This is a genomic window from Mesorhizobium sp. M0195 (assembly GCF_040322115.1).
Lineage (GTDB): Bacteria > Pseudomonadota > Alphaproteobacteria > Rhizobiales > Rhizobiaceae > Mesorhizobium.
This window is the reverse complement of the sequence record NZ_JAMYSV010000002.1, coordinates 35,168-50,567: the sequence shown is the minus strand read 5'-3', so window position 1 is coordinate 50,567 and position 15,400 is coordinate 35,168. Positions and strand designations below refer to the sequence as shown.

At 61.1% G+C, this 15,400-nt stretch carries 13 protein-coding genes; 8 read left to right on the top strand and 5 right to left on the bottom strand.

Annotation, left to right across the window (positions count from 1 at the left end; genetic code table 11):
* Positions 1 to 123: 123 nt before the first annotated feature.
* A complete protein-coding gene (locus NKJ12_RS05080; RefSeq protein WP_352701467.1) occupies positions 124 to 813 on the bottom strand; it encodes a haloacid dehalogenase type II in 690 nt (229 codons plus the stop codon).
* Positions 814 to 1,243: 430 nt separating this feature from the next.
* Between NKJ12_RS05080 and NKJ12_RS05075 the strand changes: the two genes are divergently transcribed.
* A complete protein-coding gene (locus NKJ12_RS05075) occupies positions 1,244 to 2,620 on the top strand; it encodes an aspartate aminotransferase family protein (RefSeq protein WP_352701466.1) in 1,377 nt (458 codons plus the stop codon).
* A gap of 203 nt (positions 2,621 to 2,823) precedes the next feature.
* Here NKJ12_RS05075 and NKJ12_RS05070 read toward each other — a convergent pair whose 3' ends face one another.
* The 3 genes from NKJ12_RS05070 to NKJ12_RS05060 all read right to left on the bottom strand — a co-directional run bounded on the left by NKJ12_RS05070 (position 2,824) and on the right by NKJ12_RS05060 (position 5,792).
* Positions 2,824 to 3,300, bottom strand: a complete 477-nt coding sequence (locus NKJ12_RS05070; RefSeq protein WP_023718597.1) for an Lrp/AsnC family transcriptional regulator — start codon at positions 3,298 to 3,300, stop codon at positions 2,824 to 2,826.
* A 10-nt stretch (positions 3,301 to 3,310) separates the two neighbouring features.
* Complete coding sequence (locus NKJ12_RS05065; RefSeq protein WP_352507721.1) at positions 3,311 to 4,384, bottom strand: tartrate dehydrogenase; 1,074 nt, start codon at positions 4,382 to 4,384, stop codon at positions 3,311 to 3,313.
* An 82-nt stretch (positions 4,385 to 4,466) separates the two neighbouring features.
* Positions 4,467 to 5,792 (bottom strand): NAD(P)/FAD-dependent oxidoreductase, encoded by a 1,326-nt coding sequence (locus tag NKJ12_RS05060; protein WP_352507722.1) that lies wholly within the window; start codon positions 5,790 to 5,792, stop codon positions 4,467 to 4,469.
* Between the two features lie 157 nt (positions 5,793 to 5,949).
* On the opposite strand from NKJ12_RS05060, the gene NKJ12_RS05055 reads away from it, so the two are divergent.
* From NKJ12_RS05055 to NKJ12_RS05030, 6 genes are all read left to right on the top strand, one after another.
* Positions 5,950 to 6,138 (top strand): hypothetical protein, encoded by a 189-nt coding sequence (locus NKJ12_RS05055; RefSeq protein WP_352507723.1) that lies wholly within the window; start codon positions 5,950 to 5,952, stop codon positions 6,136 to 6,138.
* A 432-nt stretch (positions 6,139 to 6,570) separates the two neighbouring features.
* Positions 6,571 to 8,235, top strand: coding sequence for an ABC transporter ATP-binding protein (locus NKJ12_RS05050; RefSeq protein ID WP_352701465.1), 1,665 nt, complete (start codon positions 6,571 to 6,573; stop codon positions 8,233 to 8,235).
* Positions 8,236 to 8,258: 23 nt separating this feature from the next.
* Positions 8,259 to 9,929 carry a peptide ABC transporter substrate-binding protein gene (locus tag NKJ12_RS05045; RefSeq protein WP_352478671.1) on the top strand — a complete coding sequence of 557 codons (1,671 nt, stop codon included), beginning with the start codon at positions 8,259 to 8,261 and terminating at the stop codon, positions 9,927 to 9,929.
* 82 nt (positions 9,930 to 10,011) lie between these two features.
* The gene (locus tag NKJ12_RS05040) at positions 10,012 to 10,962 is read left to right on the top strand and encodes an ABC transporter permease (RefSeq protein ID WP_352701464.1); all 951 of its coding nucleotides are present in this window, start codon (positions 10,012 to 10,014) and stop codon (positions 10,960 to 10,962) included.
* 31 nt (positions 10,963 to 10,993) lie between these two features.
* Positions 10,994 to 11,872, top strand: coding sequence for an ABC transporter permease (locus NKJ12_RS05035; RefSeq protein ID WP_352701463.1), 879 nt, complete (start codon positions 10,994 to 10,996; stop codon positions 11,870 to 11,872).
* 102 nt (positions 11,873 to 11,974) lie between these two features.
* Positions 11,975 to 13,225 (top strand): NAD(P)/FAD-dependent oxidoreductase, encoded by a 1,251-nt coding sequence (locus tag NKJ12_RS05030; RefSeq protein ID WP_502905697.1) that lies wholly within the window; start codon positions 11,975 to 11,977, stop codon positions 13,223 to 13,225.
* A gap of 144 nt (positions 13,226 to 13,369) precedes the next feature.
* Here the strand turns inward: NKJ12_RS05030 and NKJ12_RS05025 are convergent, their stop codons facing one another.
* The gene (locus NKJ12_RS05025) at positions 13,370 to 14,311 is read right to left on the bottom strand and encodes an ornithine cyclodeaminase family protein (RefSeq protein WP_352701461.1); all 942 of its coding nucleotides are present in this window, start codon (positions 14,309 to 14,311) and stop codon (positions 13,370 to 13,372) included.
* A gap of 50 nt (positions 14,312 to 14,361) precedes the next feature.
* On the opposite strand from NKJ12_RS05025, the gene NKJ12_RS05020 reads away from it, so the two are divergent.
* Positions 14,362 to 15,399 (top strand): GNAT family N-acetyltransferase, encoded by a 1,038-nt coding sequence (locus NKJ12_RS05020; protein ID WP_352701460.1) that lies wholly within the window; start codon positions 14,362 to 14,364, stop codon positions 15,397 to 15,399.
* The last annotated feature ends 1 nt before the right edge of the window (position 15,400 follow it).

Sequence of the window (15,400 nt, the reverse complement as noted above, 5' to 3'; positions counted from 1 at the left end):
AGCCCTAAAGCGTTGGAACCACAAGAAAGGGGCGGTGAAAACCGCCCCTTTCTCTATCGCGACCAGTGATTATTAACGTCTGGGAGTGCCTCAGCCTGGTGCGACTGCGCCAGCAAACAAAGTTCAGGCGAATTCCCGAACAGGCTCCAGCCCGACGGCGCCGGCCAGACCGCCGATATCCTTGATTTCGGTATATTCGTAGAAGGGGTTCGCAGGTTCATGGCCGCGGTTCACCCAGACCTTGCTCTTGATGCCAAGATCATAGGCCGTCATGAGATCGTAGCGGAATGAAGACGACACATGTGTGATGTCCTCCGGGCCGCAGCCTAGCTTCTCGAGCATATATTCGAAGCCCTTCATCTGGGGCTTGTAGGCGCCGGTCTCCTCGGCCGTGATGACCATGTGAAAGGGTGCGCCGAGTTTCTCCACATTCGACATGATCAGGCTCTTCATGGAGTTCGACAGGATCACCAGCGGAATCTCCTTGGCGACCTTGGCCAGGCCCGCCGGGACATCCGGGTGCGGACCCCACGTCGGCACTTCCGCATAGATGCGTTGGGCATCTTCGGGCCGGAATGCGACGCCGTTGCGCTTGCAGGTCCGTTCCACGGAATTGTGCACGACCTCGCTGTACGGCTTCCAGGCGCCAAGAACCTCGTCGAGGCGATAGGCCGAGAAATCCTTGATGAACTGCGCCATCCCAGCTGGGGAGAGCCGTGCGCCGTATACGCGTCTCGCCGCACCGGCCATGTCGAAGTTGGTCAGCGTACCATAGCAGTCGAAGGTGATGTATTTCGGTCTGAACTGGGTCATGGGCGTCGATCCTTCCAATCCTGTCGGCACCGCGTGCCTTTAACAGCAAGGATCATAATGAGGACCGGAGAAGACTAGTGGCCGCATTCGATGCGCCCTGAAGCAGATTGTTTTGTATTGCGTGAGAGCTTTGGCAGAGAGTTGCGCCTGAGTTCGTTTCGAGCTTCGGCGGGAGCGCGATCCTTCAGCCGTGCGTCGGCATAAGATGCGGCGCCGGCGACAAAGGAAAGTCAAAACGCCCATCGCTCAGGTTCTGGTCGGGAGGAACTGCTGCCCACGGCGGGCTATCTTCGGCCTAGGCGAATTCAGGCCCGAAATGAACCGTGACCGCGCAGCAGATCACGCTGGAAAACGAGCTGAAGGACGAAACCGCACCACACCGGACTTACGCTCTCGTAAGTCAGGCACTACGCTGAATCGGAGGAAGCAAATGCTGGCAAACTCACTGATCGAACTCGATCGCGCACATCTGGTTCACCCGTTTTCATGCTATCGGAGCCACGAGGAGACGGGCGTGCGGGTGCTCAAATCCGCCAAGGGCGCTACCGTGACCGATGCAAGCGGGAAAACCCTGCTGGACGGATTCGCCGGTCTATGGTGTGTAAACATCGGATATGGCCAGGAAAGCGTCGTTGAAGCAGCGGCAAAGCAGCTAAGAGAGCTTCCCTATGCGACGGGATATTTCGGGCTCGGATCCGAGCCTGCCATTCGCCTTGCTGCCAGGCTTGCCGAGCTGGCGCCCGGCGATTTGAACCATGTCTATTTCACGCTTGGCGGCTCCGACGCAGTCGACAGTACGATCCGCTTCATTCGCTATTACTACCATGCCAAGGGTACGCCGCAAAAGGACCAGTTCATCTCGGTCGAGCACGGCTACCATGGATCCTCGACGGCAGGGTCAGGTCTGACCGCGATCCCGGCTTTCCATGCGGGTTTCGGCGTGCCTTACGACTGGCAGCACAAGATTCCCTCGCACTACGCCTATCGCAATCCAGTCGGTTCCGATCCGCAGGCGATCATCGGCGCATCGGTCGCGGCCCTGCGGGCCAAAATTGCAGAACTCGGCGCGGGACGCGTTGCGGCCTTCTACGCCGAACCAATCCAGGGTTCGGGCGGTGTCCTCGTTCCTCCGACAGGTTGGCTGAAGGCTCTGCATGCCGTGTGCAAGGAACACGACATTCTGTTCGTTGCCGACGAAGTCATCACTGCCTTTGGCCGCACAGGCCCTCTCTTCGCCTGTGAGGAAGACGAGGTCGTGCCGGATTTCATGACCACGGCGAAGGGACTGACCTCGGGCTACGTGCCGATGGGCGCCGTCTTCATGTCGGACCATGTGTACAATACGATCGCGGACGGAGCCGGCAAGGCGGCTGTCGGCCATGGCTATACCTATTCGGCCCATCCCGTGAGCGCGGCGGTCGGGCTCGAATGTCTGCGTCTCTATGAAGATGGCGTGCTCGAGAATGGGCGGAAGGTGGGGAAGCGGTTGATGGAAGGCCTTCGCTCGCTCGCCGACCACCCGCTGGTTGGCGACATTCGCGGTCGCGGCATGCTGGCAGCAGTCGAGTTGGTCACCGACAAGGCACGCAAGACACCGCTGCCGGCGGCGGCCGATCCGGGGCGCCGCATCTTCGAGCGCGCGTGGGCGAACGGCCTTGTCATCCGTGCCTTCAACAGCGGCATTCTCGGCTTTGCGCCGCCGCTCTGCTGCACCGAGGACGATATTGATGGAATCGTCGAACGCACGCGGATGACGCTGGACCAAACCCTCGAAGATAAGGATGTGCGGGCAGCGATGAAGGGGTGATCATTGCCATCACCGAACCGACCTGAGTCAATGCGGTAGACGCCTGGCGCCCCGAAGCAATCCTCAGGTGATGCCGCCGTCTGCCAAGTGCAAAGCAAGTTGCCGGTATGTGGAATCTCTTGCCGTTGCACAAGCGCAGCGAAAACAGCAAGAAGGAGCGCTGGCGCGCGGCTCTCCAGATCCGAGACTGCGGAGCTGCATTCTCATTTGTCGAAAATGATGTCGAGAGGCAAATGGGATTTCACGATCGGTGACTTCAGCACGACGAAGCTGAAATATTTGTCGATTCCGATATCCAATTCGATCATGCGCTCCATTATCGTCTGGTACTCGCTGATGCCCGCTGTGACGAACTTCACAAGATAGTCGTAACCGCCTGAAACCAGATGGCATTCGATGACCGAATCGACTTTCTGAATTGCGGTGAGAAATCTCGCGAAGTCGTTCTGTTGATGGTGCTTGAGCGTGACTTCGGTGAAGATCGTTAGAGTCTGTCCGAGCTTGGACACATCGATCTGGGCGGAATAGCCGGTGATGAAGCCTTCCGCCTGAAGCTTCTTCACCCGCATCAGGCAAGGGCTCGGCGAAAGGTTGACAAGGTCGGCAAGCTCGACATTCGTGACTCGCCCGTTCTTTTGCAGTTGGGATAAGATCTTGATGTCGATCTTGTCGAGCTTCATTGGAAACCTGTCACATGTTCGAACCGCGGATCGCTCGGCAGACGGCGTCCGTCACTTCCTGCGTGGTCGCTGTCCCTCCCACGTCCGGCGTCAGCACGCCTTCACTCGTCACCGTTTCCACAGCGCTCATCAACCGCACGGCCGCTGCGCTCTCGCCCAGATGTTCGAGCATCTGGGCAGCGGTCCAGAAGGTGGCGACCGGGTTGGCAATACCCTTGCCGGCGATGTCGAATGCCGAGCCGTGAATTGGCTCGAACATCGAGGGATAGCGACGCTCGGGATCAATGTTGGCGGTCGGTGCAACGCCGAGACTGCCCGCGAGCGCGCCTGCAAGGTCCGACAATATGTCGGCGTGAAGATTGGTGGCGACGATCGTATCGAGGCTCCGAGGTTTCAACGTCATACGCACTGTCATAGCATCGACTAGCATCTTGTCCCACGCGACGTCAGGGAACTCTTGCGCCACCTCGGCTGCGATTTCGTCCCACATTACCATCCCGTGACGCTGAGCGTTGGATTTCGTAACCACGGTCAGGAGCTTTCGCGGCCGTGACTGCGCCAGCCGGAATGCATAGCGCATGATGCGGGTGACGCCGACGCGCGTGAAGATCGCGACCTCGGTTCCGACCTCCTCGGGGAGGCCGCGATGGGCGCGGCCGCCGTGGCCCGAATACTCGCCCTCGGAATTCTCCCGCACGATCACCCAATCCAGATCGCCAGGGCCAACACCCGCCAGAGGCGAAACAATCCCGGGCAATATTCTTGTTGGCCGCACGTTCGCGTATTGATCAAAGCCTTGGCAAATCGGCAGCCGGAGGCCCCAGAGCGTGATATTGTCGGGCAAGTCGGGAGCGCCTACCGCGCCAAAGAAGATGGCGTCGAAGCGCTTCAGTTGCGCCACGCCATCTTCGGGCATCATCCGACCATGGGCCTTGTAGTAATCCGAGCCCCAGTCGAAGTGCTGGACGCGCAGCTTGAAGTCGCCGCAGCGTTGCTGCAGCGCCTCAAGCGCCTGGAGACCTGCGGCAATGACCTCTGGCCCGATCCCGTCGGCAGGAATGGCGGCAATCTCATATTCGCGCATCGTCAGTTCCCTGTTTTTGGTGCTGGCCGCATCGTGCCTCAATCTCGTGTGCGACCGATTGTACCTTGGCAAGACGGTCTTCTCAGAATTCAGCGACCTTGCCCCACGCAGCGGTCTTCAGACGCTCGGGCCTATAAGGACGCGGATCGACAATAGGCTCGCTGCCTGCGATGATGTCGGCGATCATATGCCCCGCACCGGGGCCAATCCCGAAGCCGTGACCGCTGAATCCCGCCGCCAGGATGAAGCCCGGAATCCCCTCCACTTCGCCGACTGCGGGAATGCCGTCGGGTGTACTGTCGATATAACCCGCCCACACATCGGAGATCGCCACCCGTTGGAGTTCGGGGATCAATTCGCAGGCTCTCCGATATGTCAGCCGAATCTGCCCCATGTCGGGCTTCGGGTCGAGAATCCGGTTCCGTTCCATTGGCGTGATGTCGTCGAGGGTCCATTTGCGCAGGCTTTCGTGGCCCTGACGCCAGCCCTCGAAGGCGCCCGGGGCGAGATTGCGCCAGCGGCGGGCGAACATAGGTACAAACTCGCGGCTGAACCTGAACTGTTGCGGCGTTGGATCGACACGCGCCCGCCCGCTGATCGCCAGCGTGTATCCACCGTTGCTGCGCCGCGTCAGAGAGATGCGAGCGGTATGCAGGGCATCTGGCAGACCGTTTGCGCCTGGCGCCACGGCCAGAATGGACTGACGCACGGCAGCTTGCGGAAAACGCACACCGAGCTGGTTGCAGAAGGAAGACGCCCACGCGCCCCCGGCCATGACCACGGTCTTTGTCCGGATGCTACCCGCTTCGGTCACGACAGCGCTCACCCGGCCGGCGCTCAATTCCAGCCCGCGCGCCGCGCAGTGCTGATGTACGGTGCCTCCCGCCGCCATGATGCCGCGCGCTGCAACCGGCACTGCCTTGGAAGGGTCCGCCGTTCCGTCGGTTGGCGAGAACACGCCACCTTTCCATTTGCGGCGCGTCGCTCTGCCCCGTTCGGTGGCTTCTTCCGCGCTCAGCATGTGCGTGGTGACGCCGACCGTTCTCGCAAAATCGCGCCACTTCGCCCAGCCTGCCAGCTCATTTTCGTCTTGTGAGAGATAGAGGAGCCCGCAGCGGCGAAAGCCGGTGTCTTGGCCGGTCTCCTGTGCTACCTTCTCCCAGAGGTCGAGGCTCTTGGTCGCCATCGGCAGCTCACGCGCATCGCGGTTCTGCTGGCGGCACCAACCCCAGTTGCGGCTGGACTGCTCGGCCGCGATACGCCCCTTCTCGACCAGGGCGACCTTGAGGCCGCGGCGCGCCAGATAGTAAGCGCTGAACACGCCCACCACCCCGCCGCCGATGACGACGACGTCCGCCTCGCGAGGGAGGGAAGGGCTGCAGTCGATGTGCATGAGCGGCGCGGGCATGGATGGGACTCCGGTAATTTGAACCATCCTAACCTGCCGCCCGCAGAGGCAGACTGCGGAGTTTGTGCCTGGACGGAATTTCCTGCGTTTAGCAGCCCCCAGGACAGGCAATTATTGCGCTAAGAGCTCGCTGCGTGGGCAAGCTGGAGTACATTTCATGCAGTCGCGTCATCTGCGGCATGGGCGGCATACGGCGCAGTCGTCGACCTTGATCGGCAGCGCCTTGGCCGACATTGCGATGGGCCGCACGGTCACCAATCCGTTTGGGCGCCATGGCCCGCAAATGGTGTCGATGTACACCGGAAATCTTTGGTCCTATCCCTCATGGCCACGTATTGCCGAATAAAGGATATGGTTGCCTGATCCCGGTTTCCGCGCCGAAACGGGAACAGAGTGAAATGCCGAACTGGATGTTCTTTTCAGAAGTTCCTGCCGCGCGAGGGCCAAGTTTCGAAGACTCTGCGGAAACAGAACAGTCAGACTGGCTGCAAGAACGGAGCAACCCTTCCTTTTGGCAGGCAGGCTCCAGAGGACATTCGACAGGCAAGGCTTGCTCCTTCGGAGAGTTCTCCAAGAAAAAGGGAACAGAGTCCGGTACACGGATCGGATTTCATAAGGGAGCCGCTAGGATGAGCAGAACCCGTCTCTCGCAGCCTCAGCGCGCGAAGCGCCGAGAACGCCGGACTACGGCCGCTAGGGTGAGGCGCTTCTGCTCAAAGGGCGATGAAGCGGTCCGCAACAGGGTGGACGCGCTCGGTTGAAAGGGGAGGTGATCTCGATGATCGCAAGCATCCAGGCTGTAGCCCCCCACGATGTGGCGCTTTCCGTGCGCGACCTCACAGTGAATTTGCCGCAAGGCATGGAACGGACCCATGCTGTCAAGGACATTTCCTTCGATCTGAAACGCGGCCAGATCCTCTGCATCATAGGCGAGTCCGGATCGGGTAAGTCGGTCACGGCGAACGCGATCATGGGGCTTCTGCCAAAAGTGATCCGCCTCTCATCGGGTGTCATCCAGCTGGAGGGGATGAACATCGTTGGCATGTCGCCAGACAAGCTGCGCAACCTGCGTGGACGGGTCGTGTCGATGATCTTTCAGGACCCGCTCTCGGCGCTCAATCCCCTGATGACGGTGGGCGCGCAGATTGACGAGGTCATGGCCGCGCACGGCTTCGGCACGCCACAAACCTGTCGAAGCCGCGCAATCGAACTGCTCACTGAAGTAGGCCTGCCAGATCCCGAACTCATGTATTACCAGTACCCGTTCCGGCTTTCGGGCGGGCAGCGGCAGCGCGTCATGATCGCCATGGCCTTGGCGCTCGAGCCGACGGTGCTGATTGCGGATGAGCCGACCACCGCGCTCGACGTCACCACCCAGGCTCAGATCCTGCAACTGATCCGTGACATTCAGCGGCGCAAGGGCATGAGCGTGATGTTCATCACCCACGATTTCGGCGTGGTGGCCGAGATCGCCGACAGCGTCGTGGTGATGGAAAAGGGTCATGTCGTCGAACAAGGCAGCGCCGAGCAGGTGTTGAAGTCGCCCAAGCACCCTTATACCCAGCGCCTGATTGCAGCCGTACCGCATTTGACCGGCGAAGATCGCCCCCGTCCGGACGCTGCCAGCAAGGAGCCGATCCTGAAGGTTGAGGGTCTGGTGAAGACCTATCGCGGTGGCAGCGCGCTGTTCGGCGCGCAACGGACTGTGACAGCGGTCAACGAGGTTTCGTTCGAACTGGCGCCCGGCCGCACGCTTGGGGTCGTAGGCGAGAGCGGTTCGGGGAAATCGTCGCTGGGCCGGCTGCTGATCAAGCTGCTGGACAGTGACGGCGGCGGGATCTTGTTTGAGGGCTGTGACATAGCCAAGCTTTCCGAAGCGAAGTTCCGCCCGCTTCGACCGCGGATCCAGATGATCTTCCAGGATCCCTTCGCTTCTCTGAACCCACGCTCGACGGTCGGTCACATCATGACGGTAGGCCCGCTGGCGCACGGGATGCCTTATGTCCAAGCGCGCGATGAAGCGCGTGCGCTTCTGGCCCATGTCGGTCTCGATGCCGGCGCTTTTGGCCGCTACCCGCACGAGTTCTCGGGTGGGCAACGCCAGCGCATCGGCATCGCTCGTGCGCTGATGTTCAAGCCGAAGCTGTTGATTGCCGACGAGGCGGTCTCCGCACTCGACGTGTCGATCCAGGCGCAGATCCTGCAGCTTCTGGACAAGATCCAGCGCGAGACGGGCGTGTCGATGGTCTTCATCACGCACGACCTGCGCGTCGCCAGCCAGATCTGCGACGAAATCGCAGTGATGCAGACGGGCCGGATCGTCGAGCGCGGACCGCCCTCACAAATATTCCTGAACCCGCAAGCAGCCTACACGCGCCAACTGGTAGCGGCGATTCCAGGAGAGCGGCCGGGCAATGCCGGTCCAGTAGCAGCAAACGCATAAGAAATAACAAGAGAGGAACTACCATGACCAAAAATTCATCGACTACGTCCAACTACTCGAGGCGCGAAGCGCTGCGACTGATGGCGATAGGTGGGGCTGCAGGCCTCATCGCGCCCAATCTGTTGGGCAAGCCCGCCTTCGCCAAGACCCCTCCTGCAGGGCCGGCCGGGCGCGTCGTCGTCGGCCTCTCCCAAGAGCCGACCGTGTTCAATCCGCTGATGGCGCATATCGAAGTCGATGACGCGATCCATTTCTCGGTTTTCGACGCGCTGGTCCGCATGGATCCCCAAGGCGGCCTACATCCAAACCTCGCGGCCGAGGTGCCAAGCCAAAAGAACGGCGGCATTTCGGAGGACGGTCTCAACTGGCGCGTCCGGTTGCGTGACAATGCCCGCTGGCACGACGGTGAGCCCTTCACGGCCGAAGACGTGAAATTCACCCTTGAGCTCATCACGAACCCGAAGTTTCGGGCTTGGCGCACGAGCGGCCATTCGCTCGTGCAGGACATCACAGTGGTTTCGCCCACCGAGATCACATGGCGGATGAAGGAGGCCTTCGCGCCCTATCTTTCGTTCTTGGCCGAAACCTTCATCGTGCCGAAGCACATTCTGGGGAAAGAAGCCGATCCGAACACAGCCGCGTTCAATCAGGCGCCGGTCGGCACCGGAGCATTCAAATGGGGCCAGCGTGTTGCGGGCGATCATATCGAGCTCGTCGCCAATCCTGAGTACGCCGGCGAAGGTCCCTATGTCGAGCAGCTCATCTTCAAATACATCCCCGACATGACCGTGCTCTACACTCAGTTCAAGAGCGGCGACGTGGACCTGGTCGATCAGTCGTTCATCACCGCCGACCATTATACTGAAGCCCGCGAACTACCGGACCGCGTGGTGACACTGGAGACAGGGGCATCCCTGGAGTCGATCTACCTCAATTTGGGCCGCCCGCAGTTCAAGGACCTGGCAGTGCGCCAGGCGCTCTACGCCGCGTTGGACAGGAAGGCGATTGTCGACACGATCTATTACGGCGTGGGTACCCTCACCGAGACCTTCATGCCGAAGGAGTCCTACTACTATGACCCGAACCTGCCGGTTCAGGAGTTCAATCTGGACCGGGCGCGCCAAATCCTCGATGAGGCCGGGTGGGTGCCGGGACCGGATGGAATCCGCGCCAAGGATGGGGTGCGACTGTCCTTCTCCAACTCGACAACTTCCGGCAACAACCTGCGGGAGCAGACGCAGCAGTTCCTGCAGCAGACGTTTGCCGAGATCGGCGTCGAGATGACGATCTCGAATTTGCCGGCTGCAGTCATGTGGGGCGAGTTCTGGCTGAAATCGCAATTCGACACCGCCATGGTGGGCGTCACCTATCTGATTGCCGCGGACCCCGACGCCACAAACCGGCTCCATACGAAGGCAATCGCCGCTCAAGGCGGACACGGTTCGAACACCGGGCAATATTCCAATCCTGAGGTCGATGCCCTGCTCGAAAAGGGTGCTCGCAGCTTCGATCCGGAAGAACGGCGCGCGATCTATAATCGTGTGCAGGAAGTCGTGCGCCACGATCTGCCCTTCCTGCCGCTGTTCGCGTACACAATCGTCCTCGGGCGCAAGAAGGGGCTGGACGGCTTCGAGCCCAACGCCAACACCCGCACCGCGTCGTGGAATGCCGCCGCCTGGAAGTGGAAGGCCTAGACGCAGTTGCCGCCGCCCAGCCCGATTCCGCCGCGGCGGCGGCAACAGACTAAAATCATCAACCCACAATGGAGGGACTCGAATGCGCGGCTTCCTGCTCAATCGCCTCTTGCAGAGCCTGGTGCTGCTTGTGATCGTTTCGATCATCGGCTTCGGCATTCTGAACCTCCTTCCCGGCGGCCCGCTGGCCCAATTCGGGCTTGATCCCGGAATGACCCAGCAGGATATCGAGCGTCTCAAGGGGCTGCTGGGCCTCGATCGCCCTATATGGATCCAATATCTGGACTGGGCATGGCGGCTGCTGCGGGGCGACTGGGGTCACTCCTTCCGCGACGGAGCGCCGGTCTTGGAGGTCATCGGCAGCCATCTCTTTGCCACGCTGCTGCTGATGGGTTCCTCAACCGTGATTGCAATCTCCATTGGCGCCTGGATTGGAATCCGAGGCGCCACGCGCCGCTACTCGCTGTTCGACTATGTCGCAACCGTCGGGGCCATGGTCGCATTGTCGGTCCCCACCTTCTGGTTCGGACTCGTCGGCATCTACGTCTTTTCCCTGAAGCTGGGCTGGCTGCCCGCGGGCAATATGTCCGAGATCGGCGATGCCTCGATCCTGGGCTATCTCCACCATCTGATCCTGCCAAGTATCGTGCTGTCGCTGGTCCATGTCGCGATCTGGAGCCGCTACATGCGGACGGCGACTCTCGACGCCATTAGCCAGGACTTCGTCAAGACGGCCCGGGCCAAAGGGTTGAGTGAACGCCGGATTCTGATGAAGCATGTCGTCGGCAACGCACTTTTGCCGATGATTACCTTGGCCGGGATGCAGCTTCCCAGCGTCCTCACCGGCGCGCTCGTGACCGAAACCGTCTTTACCTGGCCAGGAATGGGACGGTTGTTCCTCGATAGCCTTGGTTACAGCGACTATCCGGTTGTGATGGGGCTGCTGATGTTCTCCGCCATCCTCGTTCTGCTTGGAAACCTGATCGCCGACATTGTCGTCGCTATTGTCGATCCGCGCATTCGCCTGGCGTGAGCGCGCAACTTCCCGACAGGAGACAGCCGATATGACCGCTCTCACCGCAAATGCAGCTCCAAGCCGATGGAGTAACAAGCGCGCGGCACGTCGTTTCATGCGTCATCGCTTGGCCCTGCTTGGGTTGGCGATGATCATCTTCCTGAGCCTCGCTTGCGTCCTCGGCCCCCATCTCCTGCCTTATGACTCACTGTATATCGATCTGCGGGCCCGCTTTGCCCCTCCGCTGACGGGCTACCACTTTCTAGGTACCGATCCGCTTGGCCGCGACGTGGCGGCAAGGCTTTTGATGGCGGGACGAATCTCGCTGCTGGTGGGTTTCTTTGCCATGGTTTTGTCGACGCTCATCGGCACGCTGGTCGGCGTAATTGCCGGCTATCGCGGCGGCTGGGTCGGGGCCACGCTGATGCGCACGGTCGATGGTTTCCTGTCATTCCCATCGATCTTTCTGCTGCTGGCGCTGGCTGCCGCACTGAAGCCCAGTCCTGTGATGATCACCGTCATTATCGCCCTCACCAGTTGGATGGAGGTTGCCCGCATAGTCGAAGCGGAAGTCCGCTCGTTACGAGAACGCGAGTTCGTCCTGGCCGGGCGAATGGTGGGATTGAGTGGCACCCACATCATGTTCCGCGAGATACTGCCCAACGCCATGGGGCCGATTATCGTTGCTTCCACCTTGACGGTCGCGCGCGCCATTCTCATGGAAGCCTACATCAGTTTCCTCGGCTACGGGATCCAGCCGCCACTGCCCAGCTGGGGCAACATGCTCAATGGCGCCCAGCAATATCTGGGCAGCGCACCCTGGCTGGCAATCATTCCCGGAGCTGCAATCACGATCGCGGTAACCAGTTTCAACTTCATCGGTGACGGGCTGCGTGATGCGCTCGACGTCCGAGACGACCACATCTGAAGTTTCACCGACCGTAGATCACCCCAGCGAGAAGTCAGCCCCGTGCAAGAGCCTCATATCGCCGACAAGAACACACCCTACTGGTGGGAAGCAGCGCCCGTCATGCCGCTGCCGCGGCAGCCCCTCGCAAAGAAGCTTGACGTGGCAATCGTCGGCGCCGGTTATGCCGGTCTTTCGGCGGGGCTTGTGCTGGCGCGCGAAGGACGCTCGGTCGCAGCTTTTGACGCAATGAATCCGGGCGAGGGTGCTTCCACCCGCAACGGCGGGATTACGAGCGCGAGCATCCGGCCCGACTATGCCACGATCACCCGGCGCTTCGGGGAAGAGAAAGCCATGGCGATCGAGGCCGAGGGAAAGGTCGCACGCGAATTCCTCTACGACTTCATCAAGACCGAAGGGCTCGACTGCGACTTCCGACTGGTTGGCCAATTCAAGGGCGCTTTCGGATATGAACAGTATGAGAAGATGGCGCGCGGCGCCGAGACGCTGGCGAAGAAACTGGGGATCGAGTCCTACGCGGTTCCGCATGCCGAGCAGCGAAATTATATCGGCACTGATTTCTACCGCGGCGGAACCGTTCGGATGGACATTGGCGGGCTGCACCCCGCAAAATTCCATGCTGAGCTCCTGCGGGTGGCGCTCGCATCCGGGTTGACGGTCCATTCGCATACAGTGGTCAAGTCGATCGAGAGGAACGGTTCGGGGTTCCGCGTCGCGACTTCGGCGGGGACGGTGGACGCACGGCAGGTTCTGGTCTGTACCAACGGCTATACCGACGGCGCTGCTCCCTTCCTGCGCCGCCGCCTGGTTCCGGTCCGCAGCCGGATCATCGTCACCGAGGAACTTGCGCCCGATGTCATGGCGCAACTGATGCCGAAGCTGATGACGATCACCGAGAACCGGCAACTCGGTTTCTATTATCGTCCCTCGCCCGACGGAAAACGTATCCTGCTGGGGGGCCGTGACAGTTCCCGCGTCGGCGATCCGGCAGCGCCGAAACTTCTCCTTCGCAAGGGCCTGGTGAACCTTTTCCCGGAGTTGGAGAACGTGCGCCTTTCGCATTGCTGGTTCGGCAATGTGGCGATGAACCGAGACATGCTGCCGCGCATCTTCGAGACGGACGGCGTGGTCTATGCAACTGGCTTCTGCGGTTCGGGCGTGGTCTGGGCGCCATGGATTGGCATGCGTGCGGCCCACAAGTTGATGGGGCATGGCGAGCAGTCGCGCACTGCGTTCGACTTTCGACCGCCTTCGGCCGTCCCGCTCTATCGTGGCAATCCGTGGTTCATGCCGGCGATTATCCAGGGCTATCGGTTGCAGGACCGTCTCGCCTTCTGGCGCGCCAGACGCTAGTCGCCGACATCGGGGGCGATCCGTGGTTCATGCGGGGCACCCCTTTGGCGCGCCTGCCGCTGATACGACTGCAGGATCGCGCGCGGCCACCTTGTTGCCGTGTCGAAAAATCTGTCGGGACTGGGGCGTTGGTGCGAAAACTGATCACCGGTGGGACGCCTTTGCGCGGATCAGCGCGTCGGCCATGTAGAGGTCTTGCAGGGAGATGCCGGAACTGTCGAAGACGGTGATCTCATTGTCGAAGCGGCGTCCGAGCGCACGCCTTTCAATAACGTCGCCGATTGGTGTTACCGCAAGCACGCCGGCATCGATTTCGTCGCGCACGTGTTGGAACTCGCCGATCTGGACGGACTGGGAAAGCAGATCACAAAACAGACGTGCCTTGGGAAATAATTCGCTCGGCAATTCGCGTTTGCCCGGAGCATCCGACCCGATGCTGACGATATGGGTTCCGGGTCCCACCCAAGCGGCATCGAACAGCGGTTCGCGTGCGGGTGTCGCCGTCACCACGATGTCGGCCGTGCGCACGGCTTCTTCCGGCAAGGCAGCGCGCGCCTTCAGTCCCCTTTCGCCGATCTGATCGACAAAAGCGTCGCGCCGCGGCGAAGGCCGGGCCACGACCAGCAATGTTTCGATTGGGCGGATGCGTGCCAGCGCCATCACTTCGAAACTCGCCTGGTTGCCGGCCCCGAAGATCGCCAGAACCTTGGCTTGCTTGCGCGCAAGAAGATCGGCCGCAACCGCGTCGGCGGCGGCCGTCCTGTAGGCGTTGACCTTCCCGGCCTCGACTACGGCACCGAGCCGACCTGTATGCTGATCGAGCAGCACGATGGTCGAGTTGTGGCGGGGAAGGCCACGTGCCGGGTTGCCCGACCAGAAGGAGCCAATTTTCACGCCGGTCAGCTCGCCCGACGAACCGGATTTGATTGAGAAGGTATTGGTCACCTCCTGTGTGCGCCCGAGAACAGCCGGAAAGACCCAGCTCTGCCGCGATGCTGCCGCCACGAGAGCCTCGCGCGCCGCCTCGAAAGCAAGTTCATGCGTGACGAGGGCGGCTGACTCTCTTCGCTGATGTAGATCATCCAAAATTCCTCCTAGGCATCGCCGATCGGGCAACCACGAAGCGGCGATTCAAGGTGCCAGGTATTCCTCGCCCGATTTGCACGATTTGGCATGCCGAGGAACTGCATAAAACGAATAATACCGCTGATTTGAAGGGGCAAAACAGCAGCGAAATCTGTCCGCCGGGCGCGACCCTCAGATCCGGCGTCAATCCGACTCTGGATCAACTGACAGCGTTGCACCTTATGGCCTTTGAGCATGACAGAGATATCGTCAGCGCCCCGATCGAGCTGATGAAATTGGAAACCCGCCATGTGCCGGGCGCACTGAAGCTGTCGCAGGAGATGGCCTGGCCCTACCGTCAGGAGGATTGGGAATTTGCCCTGATGGTCGGCAATGGCCTGGTCCTTGAGCGGGCAGGAGAGGTGATTGGCACGGCCATGTCCTGGAATTACGGACAGTCCTATGCCTCGGTCGGGATGATCATAGTTACTGGCTCCGCACAAGGCGGTGGCAACGGGGCCCGGCTCTTTGATGGGTTGCTCGAGGCGACACACGGTCGCAACCTGCTGCTCAACTCAACCGAAGAGGGGCTGGCGCTCTACAAGCGACGCGGCTTCACTGCCTGGGGCACGGTGCTCCAGCACCAGGGCTCGCTGGCTGTCGCCGTGACGCGGAGTACCAGCGACGACATCCGTCAAGCGACAGCCTCTGACCTAGCGGCGATCCAGGCCTTCGACGAACGGGCCACGGGCATGCCCCGGCTGGCGATGGTGGCTGCGCTCGCCGATGTGGGCAACGCATTGGTCATCGAGCGCAGGGGACGGATTGCAGGCTACGCTGTCGCCAGGAGGTTTGGCCGCGGCTATGTCGTCGGCCCTTGTGCAGCCGAGAGCGACCACGACGCGCGGCTTCTGATCCTGGCCCAGCTTTCGAAGCTTCACAATCAATTCGTTCGCATCGACGTCTATGCCGAGGATGGATTGGGCGGCTGGCTTGCGAGCCTTGGCCTGCAGCGGTCCGGCACTGCGACCGCCATGGTCAAAGGACAACGACCCGTCGCAGAGGGGCCGGCCCATATGTATGCGTTGGCAAACCAGTCGTTCACTTAGG

What these genes read in the sequence shown, in the direction of transcription:
- NKJ12_RS05070 (WP_023718597.1), bottom strand. Translation starts at nt 3,300, where the DNA reads ATGAAGCTCGACAAGATCGACATCAAGATCTTATCCCAACTGCAAAAG.
- NKJ12_RS05050 (WP_352701465.1), top strand. Translation starts at nt 6,571, where the DNA reads ATGATCGCAAGCATCCAGGCTGTAGCCCCCCACGATGTGGCGCTTTCC.
- NKJ12_RS05080 (WP_352701467.1), bottom strand. Translation starts at nt 813, where the DNA reads ATGACCCAGTTCAGACCGAAATACATCACCTTCGACTGCTATGGTACG.
- NKJ12_RS05040 (WP_352701464.1), top strand. Translation starts at nt 10,012, where the DNA reads ATGCGCGGCTTCCTGCTCAATCGCCTCTTGCAGAGCCTGGTGCTGCTT.
- NKJ12_RS05065 (WP_352507721.1), bottom strand. Translation starts at nt 4,384, where the DNA reads ATGCGCGAATATGAGATTGCCGCCATTCCTGCCGACGGGATCGGGCCA.
- NKJ12_RS05060 (WP_352507722.1), bottom strand. Translation starts at nt 5,792, where the DNA reads ATGCCCGCGCCGCTCATGCACATCGACTGCAGCCCTTCCCTCCCTCGC.
- NKJ12_RS05035 (WP_352701463.1), top strand. Translation starts at nt 10,994, where the DNA reads ATGACCGCTCTCACCGCAAATGCAGCTCCAAGCCGATGGAGTAACAAG.
- NKJ12_RS05075 (WP_352701466.1), top strand. Translation starts at nt 1,244, where the DNA reads ATGCTGGCAAACTCACTGATCGAACTCGATCGCGCACATCTGGTTCAC.
- NKJ12_RS05030 (WP_502905697.1), top strand. Translation starts at nt 11,975, where the DNA reads ATGCCGCTGCCGCGGCAGCCCCTCGCAAAGAAGCTTGACGTGGCAATC.
- NKJ12_RS05045 (WP_352478671.1), top strand. Translation starts at nt 8,259, where the DNA reads ATGACCAAAAATTCATCGACTACGTCCAACTACTCGAGGCGCGAAGCG.
- NKJ12_RS05055 (WP_352507723.1), top strand. Translation starts at nt 5,950, where the DNA reads ATGCAGTCGCGTCATCTGCGGCATGGGCGGCATACGGCGCAGTCGTCG.